General features: G+C 40.3%; 15 protein-coding genes. 5 read left to right on the forward strand and 10 right to left on the reverse strand.

Going from position 1 to position 16,823, the window contains the following annotated elements; all coding sequences use genetic code 11:
• Positions 1-25 precede the first annotated feature (25 nt).
• The 3 genes from panB to AAEZ22_RS03035 are packed head-to-tail and all read left to right on the forward strand — an operon-like array spanning position 26 to position 1,935.
• Positions 26-820 (forward strand): 3-methyl-2-oxobutanoate hydroxymethyltransferase, encoded by a 795-nt coding sequence (gene panB, locus AAEZ22_RS03025; protein ID WP_306287496.1) that lies wholly within the window; start codon positions 26-28, stop codon positions 818-820.
• On the forward strand, positions 820-1,668 hold the full coding sequence (gene panC, locus AAEZ22_RS03030; RefSeq protein WP_011327300.1) for a pantoate--beta-alanine ligase: 849 nt from the start codon (positions 820-822) through the stop codon (positions 1,666-1,668). Before panB ends, panC begins: the two co-directional genes overlap by 1 nt.
• A 30-nt stretch (positions 1,669-1,698) precedes the next feature.
• On the forward strand, positions 1,699-1,935 hold the full coding sequence (locus tag AAEZ22_RS03035; RefSeq protein WP_011327299.1) for a hypothetical protein: 237 nt from the start codon (positions 1,699-1,701) through the stop codon (positions 1,933-1,935).
• A 78-nt stretch (positions 1,936-2,013) separates the two neighbouring features.
• On the opposite strand, the gene AAEZ22_RS03040 is transcribed toward AAEZ22_RS03035, so the two are convergent.
• The 6 genes from AAEZ22_RS03040 to epd form a co-directional block, all read right to left on the reverse strand.
• A complete protein-coding gene (locus AAEZ22_RS03040; protein ID WP_011327298.1) occupies positions 2,014-2,982 on the reverse strand; it encodes a PstS family phosphate ABC transporter substrate-binding protein in 969 nt (322 codons plus the stop codon).
• Between the two features lie 90 nt (positions 2,983-3,072).
• Positions 3,073-4,404, reverse strand: a complete 1,332-nt coding sequence (phoR, locus tag AAEZ22_RS03045) for a phosphate regulon sensor histidine kinase PhoR (RefSeq protein ID WP_089367798.1) — start codon at positions 4,402-4,404, stop codon at positions 3,073-3,075.
• Between the two features lie 54 nt (positions 4,405-4,458).
• Entirely contained in the window at positions 4,459-5,148 is a 690-nt protein-coding gene (gene phoB / locus AAEZ22_RS03050) for a phosphate regulon transcriptional regulator PhoB (RefSeq protein ID WP_011327296.1), read from the reverse strand.
• Between the two features lie 560 nt (positions 5,149-5,708).
• Positions 5,709-6,773, reverse strand: coding sequence for a class II fructose-bisphosphate aldolase (fba, locus tag AAEZ22_RS03055; protein WP_011327295.1), 1,065 nt, complete (start codon positions 6,771-6,773; stop codon positions 5,709-5,711).
• Between the two features lie 207 nt (positions 6,774-6,980).
• On the reverse strand, positions 6,981-8,156 hold the full coding sequence (locus tag AAEZ22_RS03060; protein WP_011327294.1) for a phosphoglycerate kinase: 1,176 nt from the start codon (positions 8,154-8,156) through the stop codon (positions 6,981-6,983).
• Between the two features lie 43 nt (positions 8,157-8,199).
• The gene (gene epd / locus AAEZ22_RS03065) at positions 8,200-9,231 is read right to left on the reverse strand and encodes an erythrose-4-phosphate dehydrogenase (protein ID WP_089367797.1); all 1,032 of its coding nucleotides are present in this window, start codon (positions 9,229-9,231) and stop codon (positions 8,200-8,202) included.
• Positions 9,232-9,742: 511 nt separating this feature from the next.
• On the opposite strand from epd, the gene AAEZ22_RS03070 reads away from it, so the two are divergent.
• Both AAEZ22_RS03070 and AAEZ22_RS03075 read left to right on the forward strand, forming a co-directional pair.
• Positions 9,743-10,099 (forward strand): hypothetical protein, encoded by a 357-nt coding sequence (locus AAEZ22_RS03070; protein ID WP_011327292.1) that lies wholly within the window; start codon positions 9,743-9,745, stop codon positions 10,097-10,099.
• A 57-nt stretch (positions 10,100-10,156) separates the two neighbouring features.
• Entirely contained in the window at positions 10,157-10,897 is a 741-nt protein-coding gene (locus AAEZ22_RS03075; protein ID WP_011327291.1) for a complement resistance protein TraT, read from the forward strand.
• 206 nt (positions 10,898-11,103) lie between these two features.
• Here AAEZ22_RS03075 and AAEZ22_RS03080 read toward each other — a convergent pair whose 3' ends face one another.
• The 4 genes from AAEZ22_RS03080 to AAEZ22_RS03095 all read right to left on the reverse strand — a co-directional run bounded on the left by AAEZ22_RS03080 (position 11,104) and on the right by AAEZ22_RS03095 (position 16,817).
• Positions 11,104-12,201 carry a transporter substrate-binding domain-containing protein gene (locus tag AAEZ22_RS03080; protein WP_115121833.1) on the reverse strand — a complete coding sequence of 366 codons (1,098 nt, stop codon included), beginning with the start codon at positions 12,199-12,201 and terminating at the stop codon, positions 11,104-11,106.
• 266 nt (positions 12,202-12,467) lie between these two features.
• The gene (locus tag AAEZ22_RS03085; protein WP_011327289.1) at positions 12,468-13,091 is read right to left on the reverse strand and encodes a 3'-5' exonuclease; all 624 of its coding nucleotides are present in this window, start codon (positions 13,089-13,091) and stop codon (positions 12,468-12,470) included.
• A 47-nt stretch (positions 13,092-13,138) separates the two neighbouring features.
• Positions 13,139-14,977, reverse strand: coding sequence for a putative nucleotidyltransferase substrate binding domain-containing protein (locus AAEZ22_RS03090; RefSeq protein ID WP_089367795.1), 1,839 nt, complete (start codon positions 14,975-14,977; stop codon positions 13,139-13,141).
• 115 nt (positions 14,978-15,092) lie between these two features.
• The gene (locus AAEZ22_RS03095; protein WP_306287499.1) at positions 15,093-16,817 is read right to left on the reverse strand and encodes a sodium:solute symporter family protein; all 1,725 of its coding nucleotides are present in this window, start codon (positions 16,815-16,817) and stop codon (positions 15,093-15,095) included.
• Positions 16,818-16,823: the final 6 nt, after the last annotated feature.

Below are 16,823 nucleotides of genomic sequence, written 5' to 3' on the forward strand. Positions count from 1 at the left end.
TAAGGCTTATGCCGGTGAGAAAATTATGTCTAAAATAACAGTTTCAACTTTAAATAAAATGAAAGCAGAAAAAAATAAAATTACTGCTTTAACAGCTTATGATGCCAGTTTTGCTAAGTTATTTCATGATAACGGCGTTGAAGTTATTTTAGTTGGCGACTCTTTGGGTATGGTATTACAAGGCGGCGACGATACACTTGGCGTAACTAATCAAGATATTGCCTATCACACTCGTTGCGTACGTGCGGGTAGCCGTGAGCTGTTTGTTATTGCTGATATGCCGTTTATGACTTATTCGAGCCCCAACGACACCTGTAAAAATGCCGCTGAGCTAATGCGTGCTGGTGCTAACATGGTTAAGTTAGAAGGGGGTGAATGGCTTTTTGAGAGCATTGAAGCCCTAACTCAACAAGGTATTCCTGTGTGTGGTCATTTAGGCCTAACGCCGCAGTCGGTACATGTATTTGGTGGTTTTAAAGTACAAGGGCGTGCAGAAGAGCAAGCACTAAAAATAATTGCCGATGCAAAAGCCCTTGAAGCGGCTGGCGCACAATTATTAGTACTGGAATGTATTCCAAGCGCACTGGCAAAACGCGTTACCGAAGCATTAACTATTCCTACTATTGGCATTGGCGCGGGTAATACTACCGATGGTCAAATATTAGTAATGCACGACTTAGTAGGTATTTCTGCTGGGTTTATTCCTAAATTTTCGAAAAACTTTTTACTCGAAACAGGCAATATGCCTGAAGCCGTTAAAAAGTATTGTACCGATGTAAAAAGCGGTGCCTTTCCAAGTGCCGAACACGAGTTTAAATAATGCAGTCAATTACTGAAATTAAATCATTACGTAGCCAAATTAAAGCATGGCGTCAAGCCGGATTAAGCATTGCCCTAGTACCCACTATGGGCAACTTGCACTTAGGCCACTTTTCGTTAGTCGAAAAAGCAAAAATGATGGCCGATAAAGTCGTAGTAAGCATTTTTGTTAACCCTATGCAATTTGGCGCTAATGAAGATTTAGACAATTACCCTCGTACCCTTGATGAGGACAAGCGTGGCTTAGCCGACCTTGAAACTGATATTGTATTTACGCCAAGTGTAGAGACTATTTATCCTAATGGTTTAGCTGCACAAAGCTTTGTAGATGTACCTGATATTTCATTAGGTTATTGTGGTGGTTCACGCCCAGGGCACTTTAGAGGTGTGGCAACAGTTGTTACTAAACTCTTTAATTTAGTGCAGCCAGATTACGCTTGTTTTGGCGAAAAAGACTTTCAGCAGCTACAAGTAATTAAAACTATGGCTCGCGACTTATCGATTCCGGTTGAAGTTATTGGTGTATCAACTATGCGTGAAGTCTCTGGGCTTGCTATGAGTTCGCGTAATGGTTACTTATCGAATGAGCAAAAAGACAGTGCCACCGCACTTTTTAAAGTGCTTAATAACTGCGCTGAGCAACTTAAAAGTGGTAATACAGACTTTGCTACGCTGGAAGAAACAGCCAAACAAAGTTTACAGCAAGCTGGATTAAAACCAGACTATTTTTCGATAGCTCAACGAGATACGTTAAAAGCTGCTACACTCGATGATAACAAATTTGTTATTTTAGCCGCGGCCTATTTAGGCAGTGTTAGATTAATCGATAACCTTCAGGTTGAAGTTTAATATAACCGCGACTTTCATTTAAGGATAAGCATGCATACTTTAATAAAAATGAGCGCAGTAGCCCTTACATTTATGCTATTAGCAGGTTGTCAGAATAACGCTGGAAATCCAGAGTTAAATCAATGTGCACAACAAAACTATCAATGCGAAAGTAGTTGTGAGCAACAATCAACTGGCGAAGGTTTAAAGCAGCAAGTATGCTCAGCTAAGTGTGTTGAGAGCTATAATCAGTGTAAAGCACAAGCCGAAAACTTAGGTAACATATAAGTATTAGGCTTGTACCTGAACAGTAAATATAAAAAAACCGCTCAATGAGCGGTTTTTTATTGCGTATAATTTAGTGACTTAATTTAAGCCTAACTTTTTAAGCTCAACTTCAGCCAATTTGGCTGAAAGCGGTACATAACCGTCTTTTTCTACAATTTTCTGCCCATCTTTCGACAATACCATTTTTAAAAATTCAGCTTCAATTGGTGCTAATGGTTTATTCGGGTGCTTGTTCACGTAAAGGTATAAAAAGCGCGACAGCGGATACTTACCTTGTGCTACATTTTCAAGCGTTGCATCAACAAAGTGGCTGCCTTTTTTGGCCAGTGGAACTGTGCGTACACCAGAGGTTTTATAGCCAATTCCTGAGTAGCCAATCGCGTTCAATGAAGATGAAATAGACTGCACTACAGATGCTGAACCCGGTTGCTCATTTACGTTATTACGAAAGTCGCCTTTACACAGTGCTTTCTTTTTAAAGTAACCATAAGTGCCTGATACCGAGTTACGCCCATACAATTGAATATCTTTAGCAGCCCATTCTCCAGTTAAACCTACGTCACTCCAGCGGTTAACTTGCTGCGTTGCACCGCACTTACGAGTAGATGAAAAAATAGCATCTATTTCATCAATACGTAGCCCTTCTATAGGGTTGTCTTTGTGTACAAATACCGCAAGTGCATCGATGGCAACCCGTACTTCTGTGGGTTTATAACCATGGCGTTTTTCGAATGCTTCAACTTCTTTTGATTTCATTTTACGGCTCATTGGCCCTAAATTTGCTGTGCCTTCGGTTAATGCCGGTGGCGCAGTTGATGAGCCAGCTGCTTGTATTTGAATATTTATATTTGGATAAATACGTTTATATTCTTCAGCCCAAAATGTCATCATGTTCGCTAATGTGTCTGAACCTACCGATGAAAAGTTCCCTGAAACACCACTAATTTTTTGATACTCAGGTAGTGCGTTATCCAAAGCGACTGCTTGTGCAGATACAAACGTTGTAACAGCCACACCCATTGCGGCAACTAAGTTTTTAAATTTCATGTGGGGTTCTCCAATTTGTTCGTCCCATTTTTTAACTGTGTTCACTGTAAATTGTGTAGATGACAGTGATATTACCCTTAAATGACACTTTTATGACTTGCCACTTGTTTGTACTGTGCTGCTCATAGGTACTATTTTATTACTTGAAAAATCAAAAGAAAAACACGAACCTTGACCCAAAACACTACTAATATTTAACTGGCTATTGTGGCGAGTTAATACGTGTTTGGTAATTGCGAGCCCAAGGCCTGAACCACCTGTAGTGCGACTGCGCGCTTTATCTACCCGGTAAAAGCGCTCCGTTAAACGATTTATATGCTCAGGCGCAATACCATCACCATTATCGGTTACGCTAAAGCAAGCTCGATCGTTTTGACGCTGCCAACATATTGTTATTTTCCCGCCTGGTTTAGTGTAATGAATGGCGTTAAAAACTAAATTAGAGAATGCACTGCGCAGTTCATCTGCTGATCCGCTAATATCTAAGGAAGTATCAATATTAAAAATAAGCTGATGCTTTTTTTGCTGATTAATTGAGTTAGCTTCTGTTTGAATATAGTTAAGTAGTAAGGGTACATTAACCGCTTTATCGTTATTTTGCTTACGCGCACCTTCTATACGTGATAGTGATAGCAGCTGAGTAACTAAACTGTCCATGCGTTTGCATTGCTCAAGCATAGTATTTTGGGCTTTATTCCACATTGCGGGCGGTGGCATCATGTCGCTATCCATCATCTCAAGATAGCCTGTAACCACCGTGAGCGGGGTTCGCAGTTCATGCGACACATTGGCAACAAAGTCTTTGCGCATTTGTTCTAGTTGCTTTAAGCGGGTTACATCGCGTACTACTACCATTAACTGTGTGCTGGCATAGGGCATAACTCTAAACTCAAGTATTTGCTCTATGTTATGACCACTTTCAAGCTCCAGTGGCTCGGTAAATTGGCCGCGGTGCATATACTTAGCAAATTTAGGTTCACGAATTAAGTTATCCAGACGCTGCCCTTGATCTGTAGGCCACTGCAAGCCTAATACTTTTAATGCCAGTTGATTACACCAATAAATAGTTAAATCATTTTGCAGCACTATCACCGCATCAGGAATGGCTTCAGCACCATCACGAAAGCGATGAATTAATGCCGATAGTTCATTACGCTTTTTACGATTACGATGCTGCAGCTGATAAATACCTTCGAATACCTGCTCCCATGCGCCCTCTCCTTCGGGCGGGTTAAAGCTTTGTTGATTAAGCAACCAATCACTTAAACGATAAAGTTGGTAGTAGTGCCAAATAAGTAGCGAAAATGAGCCTAAAAATAACAACAAAAATGGGGCACCTACTAACAGCCCTATTAGCAGTAAAGGTATAAAATAGATAAACAGCCGTTTAACTAAGGTGCGTTTATTAATAACTCTATACATACACTGTTACCTTAAAGTCGCTATCCATTGGTACTTAGTTAAGCTGCAAGTACATTATAATTTACTTGAAAAGCGATAACCTGCTCCGCGTACCGTTTGCACTAAGCGGTCATGCCCTAAGGGTGAAATAGCTTTACGTAAGCGGCGAATGTGTACATCAACCGTACGGTCTTCAACGTATACGTTAGTACCCCAAACTTGATCAAGTAATTGCTCACGGCTATATACGCGCTCGGTGTGGGTCATAAAAAAGTGTAGTAATCTAAATTCGGTAGGCCCCATATCAAGCTCACTGCCACCTGAGGTAACGCGGTGCGAAATAGGATCAAGGCGCAGGCCATGTACGTCAATTGCTTCTTCTAATGAGGTGGGCGACACACGACGTATAACCGCTTTAATGCGGGCCATGAGTTCTTTGGGCGAAAATGGCTTAGTAACATAGTCATCGGCACCTACTTCTAGGCCGCGTACTTTGTCTTCTTCTTCGCCACGAGCGGTGAGCATAATAATGGGAATAGCGCGTGTGTATTCATTTTGTTTAAACTTTTTAGCAATTTGAATTCCGCTACCCCCTGGTAACATCCAATCGAGTAATACCATATCTGGGTATGGCTCTACCATTGCCGCAATAGCAGAGTCGTAATCTTCTGCTTCAATTGCCTGAAATCCATTTTGTTCTAAAACAAAAACCAACATTTCTCTGATCGGTGCTTCATCATCAACGACTAATACTTTACGTGACATTCCATTTATCTCTTAGCTATCGAATTTGTTTTCATTATTATGACTAAGTATGACACTTTTATGAAAACCTAGCGCGTAAGTTAATATAACAGTAAAAAAACACAAAATAGTGACAAAATAAATATTTACACGCAATTATAGCGATAAAGCAAAGCGTATAGCAGGATCATTATTTTACTAACATTGTGTGTTAAAGCAGCCAACTTTGCTCACTTAAATAGCATACGCTAACCTAGTAATACAATTATGATCTGCATTGTGATGATCTTAAATTAAAAGATCAGAGTTTTATTAAGCAGATCCGTTTTGGGATCACTATTATACCCAGTGAAATAGCTAAGCTGATGATTGTTTGTACTATTCTTTTATTTAATAATGAATTTAAGTGTCAACTAGGGCTAAAATACCCGTTTACTTAGTAAAGTAATGATCTCAAACTGATCACGTTAGTAATTCAGTGATCCTAATTACCTGCTGTTAGTAAGATATTGATCCCTAAACGGCATAAAAAAAGCCAGTGACAATGCAACTGGCTTTAGTAAAAAGTCTAAAATGATCAATTATTTAATGCGTGGGTCTAACTCGCCGCTTAAATACTTAAGATGCATTTCATCTAATGAAATTGGTTTAATTTTGCTAGCTTGGCCTGCTGTACCAAACGACTCATAACGCGAAATACAAATATCGGTCATGGCTTGAGTTGCTGCCGCTAAAAATTTACGCGGATCGAAGTTTGCCGGATTAAGCGCCAAATGGCGACGCACCGCACCGGTAGATGCTAAACGTAAATCTGTATCAATATTAACTTTACGTACGCCAAACTTAATCCCTTCAATAATTTGCTCTACTGGCACACCGTAAGTTTCTGGAATTTCGCCACCGTACTGATTAATTATTTCTAACCATTCTTGTGGAACCGATGATGAGCCATGCATTACTAAGTGAGTATTTGGAATACGTGCATGAATTGCTTTAATACGATCAATCGCTAAAATATCATCCGTTGGTGGACGAGTAAATTTATACGCACCGTGCGATGTACCACAAGCAATTGCCAGCGCATCAACATGGGTTTTATTTACAAAGTCAGCCGCTTCTTCTGGATTAGTTAGCATTTGCTCAGTGGTTAATTTACCCTCTGCGCCAATACCATCTTCTTCGCCTGCTTCACCTGTTTCAAGCGAACCTAAAACACCCAGTTCGCCTTCAACAGAAACACCACACGCATGTGCCATTTCTACAGTTTTACGGGTTACTTCTACGTTGTATTCGTAGCTTGAAGGTGTTTTACCATCGCTCAATAATGAGCCGTCCATCATTACTGATGAAAACCCAAGTTGAATTGAACGCTGACATACACCCGGTGATGTACCGTGATCTTGATGCATAACCACTGGAATATGTGGCCATTCTTCAACCGCTGCTAAAATCATATGACGAATAAATGGGGCACCAGCATAAGCACGTGCGCCTGCAGAACCTTGCACAATTACAGGGCTATTGGTTTTGTCAGCCGCTTCCATTATTGCGCGCATTTGCTCTTGGTTGTTAACGTTAAAAGCAGGTACGCCATAACCATGCTCAGCGGCATGATCCAGAAGTTGTCGCATACTGATTAAAGCCATTGGGTTTTCTCCAATTTTTTGATAGCAGTTCTCTGCCATCTAGTTTGAACGGATGTGTTAGTTTGGCGCAATCACTGCGCCACGAATTAGTACTGATAAACAGTAACTAACGCGTAAAATTAATTATTAAATTAGGGTGAGAGGTATTTAATAATTAATTATTGCGGATGAAGTAACCTCCATCCGCTTACGCCTAAATAAAATAAATTACTTAGCGCGCGATTCTAGCATCTCAACTGCTGGTAGCTTTTTGCCTTCTAAAAACTCTAAAAACGCACCACCACCAGTAGAAATATACGATATTTTATCGCTAATGCCGTACTTATCAATTGCCGCTAAGGTGTCGCCACCGCCTGCAATCGAAAACGCATTTGAATTAGCAATAGCTTGGGCAATAGCACGAGTACCGTTACCAAATTGGTCAAACTCAAACACGCCAACAGGGCCATTCCATACTACAGTACCTGCATTAGCAATTATTTTTGCCAGCTTGTTTGCTGTATCTGGGCCAATATCAAAAATCATATCGTCGCTGGTAACTTCACTTACATCTTTAAGTGTTGCTACTGCTGAGTCTGAAAACTCATTACCTACAACAACATCAGTCGGTACTGGAATTTCACCATTGTTAGCAACAGCCGCTGCGCATAAGCGATTCGCTTCATCCATTAAATCAGCTTCGTAAAGCGATTTACCAACAGGATAACCCGCCGCCGCAATAAAGGTATTAGCAATACCGCCACCGGTTACTAGCTGATCAACAATTTTTGATAGTGAATCAAGCACTGTTAATTTAGTAGACACTTTTGAACCACCCACAATCGCCACTAATGGGCGAGCTGGGTTATCAAGTGCTTTGCCAAGAGCTTCAAGCTCTGCCGATAATAATGGCCCTGCACACGCAACATCTGCAAATAAACCTACGCCATGGGTAGAGGCTTGTGCGCGATGCGCCGTACCAAATGCATCCATTACGTAAACATCACATAATGCTGCAAGTTGTTTAGATAGCGCTTCGTCGTTATTTTTTTCGCCTTTGTTAAAGCGTACGTTCTCAAATACCACCACTTCGTTATCAGCAAGTTCAACACCGTTTAGGTAGTCTTTTTCTAAACGTACTGTTTGCTCTAGGGCATCGTTTAAGTAATTAACGACAGGAGCAAGAGAAAACTCTTCGTCATATTCCCCTTCCGTAGGGCGGCCAAGGTGTGACATAACCATTACTTTTGCGCCTTTTTCAAGGGCTAACTTAATTGTTGGTAGCGCCGCACGAATACGCGCATCTGACGTCACTTTACCTGCTTTAACGGGTACATTTAAATCTTCACGAATTAATACACGCTTGCCGTTTAAATCTAAATCTGCCATTTTTATGACCGACATGAACATCTCCTTAGTTAACGATACTAAACCCAATAAAAGGCGGTTATTTTATATTAGTTATTTTTTCTAACGCGACCATTGCACGCGCAGTGTCGAGCATTCGATTAGCAAAACCCCACTCGTTATCGCACCAAACTAGTAACTTTATCAGTCGTTTATGACTAACTCGTGTTTGGGTACCATCTATAATACAAGAATGTGGATCATGATTAAAATCAATCGATACTAGTGGCTCTGCGGTGTAACTTAAAATGCCTTCAAGGCGATCTTTAGCTTGTGCTTTAAGCGCGTTATTTACTGCATTTAAATCTACATCGGTATTAACCGTTACACTTAAATCCATAGCCGTTACGTTAATAGTAGGCACGCGTACAGCAATGGCTTCAAAGCGGCCTTTAAATTTAGGTAAAATACGGTCTATACCGCGGGCTAGTTTTGTATCAACTGGAATAATAGATTGGCTGGCTGCGCGTGTACGGCGTAAATCGTGGTGGTAGGCATCAATTACCGGCTGATCGTTCATCGAGGCATGTATTGTGGTAATAGCACCCGATTCAATACCAAATGCATCATCTAACACTTTAATAACCGGCACTACACAGTTAGTAGTACACGAACCATTAGAGACGATAGTGTGCTCTGGTTTTAGCTCATCGTCGTTAATACCATAAACAATAGTGGCATCAACATCGTTATCAGCAGGATGCGAAAACAACACTTTTTTAGCGCCTGCGGTTAAATGTAGCTGTGCATGTTCGCGCGAGTGATAAACCCCAGTACATTCAAGTACTACGTCTACACCTAAGGTTTTCCAAGGTAATTCCGCCGGATTTGGCTCACAGAAAAGAGCAATAGCATCGCCTGCTACGCTAATGGTGTCCTCACCAAGCTTTACAGGAAAAGAGAAACGACCATGAGAGGTGTCGTATTTTAATAAATGAGCAATAGCTTCAGGGTCAGCAAGTTCGTTAATCGCAACAATTTTTATCTCGTTGCTCAAACCTGATTCGTATAACGCGCGGACAATATTTCGACCAATACGACCAAAACCATTAATTGCAAGTTTGATTGCCATGAAATATAAAATCCACTCTTTTTGCGTGCAGATAAAGGCAATGTGCCTTTTAGATGGCGGTATTGTAATCGACCTTGAGCTTTATTATAAGAGGGAGCGATTAGAAACTTTAAATAAATGATAAGTTAAATATGTAACTCGCGGCCATTCGTTGTCAGAACTTTGCTTAATAAATTGCTCCCAGAGCAAAACAACGCCTGCCATTTTCACGCTAGCAATAACGCTACTATAAACAAAGCTAGTCGCCGTTAGTAACCAACCAGCAAAACCCTATAGATTTAAGCTACTGTTAAATATAGCATTATTAATTTTTCAATCGCTATTTTATTTTAATATAAAAAACTTTAACTGCATATTTTGACGCTACAGCTGGATACTTATCCATTTAGTATCTACTGCGCATAAGTAAAAAATGTCCCCCTGCCACTCTGGTTGTTTTTTGAACAATGTTGACTATTATATAATTACTGCTACGCACATTCGCTTAAGCAACACTTTAAGGAGCAAGGTTATGAACAGTAGTCATGTTTCACTCTCCAACAGGTTAGTTTTACATCAGTTTCTAGCCATTTTTATTGCTATATGCGCATTTAATACCAACGCACAGCAAACCAAATCAGAAAAAAATGAATTGGCACGCATGCAAGCACAATTGAATGCTGAGGTTATGTCTAGACCCTTTTTGGCTGAAAAGCCTGAAGAGGTCGATGCTTATATAAAAAGTATGCTAGAGAAAAATATTAAACCTGAAGAATACAAAGGCACTTATTGGCGTAACGGCTATACCTGTCGAGATCTACTCAGATATAACTGGACTCAGTATCGTAATTGTCGTTACTACTACCGTTATCACGGCCGGTATTATTAGAGTAATGATTTTAGTTAATCTGTCTGATCCATAAATTCAAATTAGAAGGAAATTACTATGATAATGCATCAAATATATATTGTACTGTTTGCTGTTTTTACGCTTTTTATTTCGGGTTGTGGAGCAATTCATACCTCAATAGCTAAAAAAGATTTGGATGTACAAACCAAGCTCAGCACTTCTATCTTTGTTGATCCTGTTCCATCACAACAGAGAAAAATTTATATGGAGGTTCGATCTGCAGTAATGGAATTTGATCGTAATGTGTTTAGACAATCCCTGATCACTCAAATAGAGAGTAGTGGTAATGGCTATCAAATTGTCGATAGCCCTAGTGATGCGCAATACAGTATGAGTGTTTTTGTACGTAACTTAGAAAAGGCCTCTCCTACAGCAGCTGAAAACTATTTAAGCAGGGGTTACGAAGGCGTTGCTGCAGGTTCTGCAGTAGCATTTGCATCTGGTAGTGGATATCGCGGGGCCGCAGCCGGTGGCATAATTGGTGGCTTAGTTTCAACTGCCACAAATGCGTTTGTTAAAGACGTAACCTATCTTTTGGTGGCCGATATTCAAATAAAAGAGCGAGCTCGTAGTGGCGTAATAGTGCGTCGTGATTCAAAGACCAATACTAAAATATCTGACGATGGCGCAACAACTCAAACTTACTCAGAAGCAACTGATCAAAAAGAATACCGAACCCGTGTGGTCACCACGGCTAATAAAGCAAATTTAGAACTTGAGGAGGCCCAGCCACTTATGTTTGAAAAAACAGCCTACGCAATGGCTTCTTTTTTCTAATAATAACTAAAAGTACGGCATTATAGTGCCGTGCTTTTATTTTACTTCTTGATTATCTAATCTTAATTACTCTCTAATCTCTAGGCATTTTCAAAACAAATGTAACTACAAAATAAAACTGGCACCCAATAATTTAAATTATTGATGATAAAGTAAATAATAATTAATTATTGCCTTAAGGGTAGCCCCTAAGGCTTATATAACAGTTATTTATCACCTAAATACTCTGCCATTATTTGTTCAATTTTTTGATCTTCTGCAAGCCTTAATAAAACTAAGTTAACGTCGTTAACTAGTTTACTGTCGGCTCTAAATGCGAAGCCGTAACCTTGCTTATAATACTCCGCACTTGGAATATGAATATTCTCTGCTTTATGTTTATTTTTATAAAACAACAATTGTGGACGGTCAAAAACAACGCCATCAACACTTTTATCTTTTAGTCTTTCCATGGCTTGGCTTAGGTTATTTACCAATACTTTTTGGCCTTGATGTTCTTCAATAAAGCCTATAGCTGGCGAGCCTGCTGATGCTGCAATTTTTTTACCTGGAAATTGTTCAACTTGTGTAATAGTAGAACTGCTAAAGCTTGATACGGTAAGAGTACTGGCAATACCTGCAATCATTGATGTAGCAAAAATTAATGAAATAATCATCCAACAACCAGCTACAACTCGGCCTTTTAAGCTCACCGGTGCCATGTCGCCATAACCTGTTGTACTCATAGTCACTATGGCTAGCCACATACCGTTAGCTATCCCTCTTTTTGGATCTGCAGGAAACTGCTCTGGAGAATGTTTGCGCTCAGCAAGCCAAAAGAGCAGCCCAACAATGGCTAGTAAAGATAAAAATATGGCAACAGCAATTAGTAATTGCATGCTAAAAAAGGGTTTTATTTTACCCCAAATACTGGCATTTTCATCGCGCGAGGCAATAGTAAGACTCGATTGGTAATAAGGCTGAGAAAACAGAAACTTTTCCACTCGCTCCGAGGTAATACTAATCGGCCCAGCAAGTAAATCAACTTCGCCTTGCTGCAAAGCGGTAAGTGCCTCATCAACCGTAGTAAAATATTTATATTGGTATTCCCAATTTTTTTTATCGGCTATATTTTCCCAAATTGTAAGTGAAATCCCCTCTAGTGAATTATTTTGGGGATTGTGTATAACAAAGGGAGCATCCCCCGCTACACCAACGGTCAAACCTGTCTCTGGCAAAGCACTTTGAGCATGCACCGATAAGGTTAAAATTGCCATAAGGCTTAAAGCGCCTACACGTAATGAATTTAATATTTTTGTTAGCATAAAAACTCAATTGTTTGGGGTGATGTGAATAGCTTATAAGCTCACAAACATACTAATAGAATATGTATAAGGTTACGAAAGTGTAAAATAATTTCAAGCTAAGGTCAAAAATAGCTTGATTTAGCGCTTAATTTTCAGATGGTAGCCTTAGCTTTCAGATAAAAATAAAAGCCAAGTACGGTGTTTAAAATGCATAAACACTATTTATTAAAGAGGTTAAGAGTGCATAAAGTAGTGATTTAAATCGTAGCAAATAAAGCTAGCAACTAAACAAGCTCCCTCACTTTTAATCCTCTGCCACTACTTATTTGATGGCACTGCGCCAAAAATAACTCTGCTGTGGCTTGTGCGTCGGTAAGTGCGTGATGACAATGATAACTAGGCAGTTCGTAGCGATTACGACATTCGTTTAACGTTAAATCATCTTGCTTTATTTCGACGCCTTGATGTTGCAGGCGCTTTTTTTCTATTTGTAAGGTGCAGAGTATTAGTTTTGGCCGCGTAGTAATATTGGCATTTTTAAGCGCTGGTTTTAAAAAACCCCAGTCGAGCATGGCATTATGAAACACTAAAATACAGTCATTAAAGTGCTCACTAAGGTGCTCTAAAATACTATGTAAACTTTGCCCTGCAGCTACATTATCATTATTAATGCCGTGATAAACTGGGCTTTGTGCCAAGTTTTTAACCTCTTTATTAATTAAATGCTGCGACTGACTCATTTTTATACATTGATTTTCTATAACCACCCAAGCTAGCGACACTATTTCGTGCTGCTTGGCGTCAAGCCCAGTTAGCTCTAAGTCAATCACTAGGTAGCGCTGCTTTAAAGCAGCATGTGCCAGTAGCTGTCGCCTTTTAAAATAACGGGTAATTAAGCGCTTAACCATAATGTTTATTACTCGCTTTGTGCGCCGCTTTTTTATAAGCAGCCATGCTATAAGCTACCACGGGCAAATTTAAACACAGCGGCTTGCTGCGCTTGTTTTACCAGATAAAATGCTTCTTTTAGTTGGTGGCGCTCTAAAGAGTTTAATTGGTCGGGGTTAATACAATTACTGGGCAGCCCTTCTTGATTTATTTGCGTGCTTAATCGCAGCTGGGTTAAAAAACGCCAGCAATCTTTTAGGTTATAAATATCTTCTTTGCTGAGTAAAGTGTGTTTTAACAATGCGTCTAAACGCTCTTGGGTATTGGCACGGCGAATCCCCGCTCTTAATGCATATAAACGCACTATGTCGTTAATTATTACTACGCCACGTTTTTTTAAGTCGATATATTTATAGTTTTTTTCTGTTTTTTCGGTTTTAAAATTATTAAACAAGCCTATAGGCACGCTGTTTGAGTCAATGTCGTTGGCCATGGCGGCGTAAAATAATTCGTTGCGTGACATGTGCGTAAGTTGCTCATAAAACTTACTATAAAGTGTGTGTGAGCCTTCGATAAAGCGTAAATCAAAAAATATTTTACAGTTGAGCATGGCTTGAGGGGTTGGGCTGCTTATCCATTTAAAAAAGCGCTCGCGCCAGTCACTAATACTCATTCGGCACAACTCGCTACTGGCCATTATATTGCCAGGGCAACGTCTAATGCCGCACTCTACTAAGTTTTCGCAAACATATTCCCCCATGCCTTTAAAGTAGGCTAACTCATCGTCATTTAAACCATCGGGTAATAATAAGCCATTATCTTGATCTGAATGTAGGGTTTGTTCTTCACGGGCTTGCGAGCCAAAACAAATAAAACTAAAACTACTTGGTGCTACTCCATGTTCTTGTTGATACAAATAAATTAGCCGCGAGGTGAGTGCATCGGTTAGGCCACTGAGTAATTTGCCAATTAGCGATATGTCGTCAATATTATACGAAAAGCCGCGCAGCAACTCTGGGATCTCTTTGGCGTAGCGTTTTAAATCGACAATAGCGCGCGCTTTATAAATACGACCTATAAGTTGTACCGGGTCGCTTTTTTGCTGGCGTAATAAATCGGTACTGGTGATCATTCCCAAAGGTTTGTGGTTTTCGTCAAGTACTGGAATATGATGAATATTATGTTTAAGCATTAGGTGCAGCGCTGAAAAAACCCGGTTATTTTCAAAAATAAACTTGGGTTTTGCTGTCATTATGCTGCTTACGCTTTGCTGTGGATCAACTTCATCTGCCAGTACCCGATTACGTAAGTCGCGGTCGGTTACTACCCCAACTAAGTGCGCATCTTGGGTGATCATAATAGATGACACACCATACTCTTGCATTTGTTTTGCCGCGTGGCGAATACTCGAATCTGGCGTTAAAGTAATGGCTTTTCGGGTCATTAATTCCGATATTTTTCTCTCCGACCAGCTTTCAGTTTTACTTTTATAATGTGATGAGAGTAAGCGGTTTGCATGAGCGCGAACAAAATATTGCTCAAACGGTTTATATTCACGGCGCAAATAATCAAACGGCTCCTGAGGCAGCATATACACTATGCCCTCTTTTTGTACTTCCAACCTGTTTTGCATCGCCTCACCGGTTAATAACGATGGAAAACCAAAATAATCACCTTGTGCTAAACGCGTAACTATATCGCCTTTACTATCCACTAAATCGTATAAGCCTGAGCGAATTAAAAATAACTTAGGATGCTCACTTTGCAGCCATTGTGCTTGGTTTTCACGGTTGAGGTAAGCAATATCAAGGTGCTTTACAAAATAACTGCAAGCACTCGCCTCAAGCATGCTAAACGGGGCCTGCATAGTTACAAATTGGGTTATATCTTGCTGCTCTGCACTCATAGTTACGCTCGTTAAGTGATTTATATAAGGTTTAATGTAATCATTTATTAAACAAATAAAAAGCCCGACTTAAGTCGGGCTTTTGGTACTTTTATTGCCTGTTAAGCAAATAGATTTAGTGATCGTGAGCTTCACTAGACCCTTTAGGATTACGAATACCTTCAACCAACTGCTGAATTTCCAGTGGTGTCGGTTTAGTAAATTTAAGTACTATTGCAGCAACTGCAAAGTTAATTATCATACCTACTAAGCCAATACCTTCAGGCGAAATACCTAAAAACCAATGCTCGGCACTATTAAGCTCTGGGCTAACAAACTTAAAGTAAATAATATAACCGGCGGTAAAACTAATACCCGTTACCATGCCAGCAATTGCGCCTTCTCTGTTCATTGCTTTAGAGAATATACCCATAATAATAGCTGGGAAGAAACTCGCTGCCGCTAAGCCGAAGGCAAATGCGACCACCGATGCCACAAACCCTGGCGGGTTAATCCCAAAGTAGGCGGATATAACAATAGCGACCATGGCAGCTAACCTCGCTGCGAGTAATTCTTGCTTATCGCTAATATTGGGCTTAAGGGTTCGCTTGAGTAAATCGTGCGATACGGAGGTAGAAATAACTAACAGTAAACCTGCGGTTGTTGATAATGCTGCTGCAATACCACCGGCAGCAACTAGGGCAATAACCCATGCTGGTAAGTTAGCAATTTCAGGATTAGCAAGTACCATAATATCGCGGTCAACATCTACTTCATTAGCACTGTTTGGATCGTCAATGCTGCCTGAAGTGTAAAACATTTTGCCATCACCATTTTTATCATTAAAGGTAATTAAGCCGGTACGTTCCCAGTTTTTGATCCACGTTGGTGCTTGTGCATACTCAGTACCGCTACCATCTTTACCGTTAATTGTATCAACCATGTTTACGCGAGCAAATGCAGCAACTGCTGGTGCTGTAGTATAAACAATAGCAATAAACACTAAGGTCCATGCCGCTGATATACGCGTATCTTTAACGCGAGGTACAGTGAAAAAGCGAACAATTACATGTGGTAAACCTGCAGTACCCACCATTAATGCACCGGTAATAGCAAATACATCAATCATGCTCTTAGAGCCTTCGGTATACTGAGAAAAGCCCAATTGCGAACTTATGCCATCTAGCTTATCAAGCACATAAGCACCTTCTCCGCCAATTAGTGTGGCACCAAAACCAGTTTGTGGCAGGAAGTGACCTGTCATCATCATAGAGATAAAAATGGCCGGTACTAAGTAAGCAAATACCAGCACACAATACTGTGCAACCTGCGTATAAGTAATACCTTTCATACCACCTAAAACAGCATAAAAGAATACAATAACCATACCTATGTATACACCGGTTTCAATTTCTACTTCTAAAAAGCGAGAAAAAACCACGCCTACACCACGCATTTGCCCTGCAATGTAGGTAAAACAAATGAATATGGCACATACAATTGCCACTAAACGTGCGGTACGTGAGTAGTAACGGTCGCCAATAAAGTCTGGCACAGTAAACTTGCCGAATTTACGTAAGTAAGGCGCTAAACACATGGCAAGTAATACATAACCACCTGTCCACCCCATTAAGTAAACGCCGCCGTCGTAACCCGCAAACGAAATAATACCCGCCATTGAAATAAACGACGCCGCGCTCATCCAATCGGCAGCGGTTGCCATACCATTAGCTAAAGGAGGTACGCCGCCGCCCGCTACATAAAACTCTTTAGTTGAACCCGCTCGGGCCCAAATTGCAATGCCGATATAAAGCGCGAAGCTTAAACCAACAATTAAAAACGTGAGTGTTTGAACATCCATTGCTTA

It is taken from the genome of Pseudoalteromonas sp. 20-MNA-CIBAN-0454 (assembly GCF_040308685.1).
GTDB lineage: Bacteria > Pseudomonadota > Gammaproteobacteria > Enterobacterales > Alteromonadaceae > Pseudoalteromonas > Pseudoalteromonas nigrifaciens.

Bases quoted from the DNA above. Each gene is read 5' to 3' on its own strand.
- panB (WP_306287496.1), top strand. From the start codon at position 26: ATGTCTAAAATAACAGTTTCAACTTTAAATAAAATGAAAGCAGAAAAA.
- panC (WP_011327300.1), top strand. From the start codon at position 820: ATGCAGTCAATTACTGAAATTAAATCATTACGTAGCCAAATTAAAGCA.
- AAEZ22_RS03035 (WP_011327299.1), top strand. From the start codon at position 1,699: ATGCATACTTTAATAAAAATGAGCGCAGTAGCCCTTACATTTATGCTA.
- AAEZ22_RS03040 (WP_011327298.1), bottom strand. From the start codon at position 2,982: ATGAAATTTAAAAACTTAGTTGCCGCAATGGGTGTGGCTGTTACAACG.
- phoR (WP_089367798.1), bottom strand. From the start codon at position 4,404: ATGTATAGAGTTATTAATAAACGCACCTTAGTTAAACGGCTGTTTATC.
- phoB (WP_011327296.1), bottom strand. From the start codon at position 5,148: ATGTCACGTAAAGTATTAGTCGTTGATGATGAAGCACCGATCAGAGAA.
- fba (WP_011327295.1), bottom strand. From the start codon at position 6,773: ATGGCTTTAATCAGTATGCGACAACTTCTGGATCATGCCGCTGAGCAT.
- AAEZ22_RS03060 (WP_011327294.1), bottom strand. From the start codon at position 8,156: ATGTCGGTCATAAAAATGGCAGATTTAGATTTAAACGGCAAGCGTGTA.
- epd (WP_089367797.1), bottom strand. From the start codon at position 9,231: ATGGCAATCAAACTTGCAATTAATGGTTTTGGTCGTATTGGTCGAAAT.
- AAEZ22_RS03070 (WP_011327292.1), top strand. From the start codon at position 9,743: ATGAACAGTAGTCATGTTTCACTCTCCAACAGGTTAGTTTTACATCAG.
- AAEZ22_RS03075 (WP_011327291.1), top strand. From the start codon at position 10,157: ATGATAATGCATCAAATATATATTGTACTGTTTGCTGTTTTTACGCTT.
- AAEZ22_RS03080 (WP_115121833.1), bottom strand. From the start codon at position 12,201: ATGCTAACAAAAATATTAAATTCATTACGTGTAGGCGCTTTAAGCCTT.
- AAEZ22_RS03085 (WP_011327289.1), bottom strand. From the start codon at position 13,091: ATGGTTAAGCGCTTAATTACCCGTTATTTTAAAAGGCGACAGCTACTG.
- AAEZ22_RS03090 (WP_089367795.1), bottom strand. From the start codon at position 14,977: ATGAGTGCAGAGCAGCAAGATATAACCCAATTTGTAACTATGCAGGCC.
- AAEZ22_RS03095 (WP_306287499.1), bottom strand. From the start codon at position 16,817: ATGGATGTTCAAACACTCACGTTTTTAATTGTTGGTTTAAGCTTCGCG.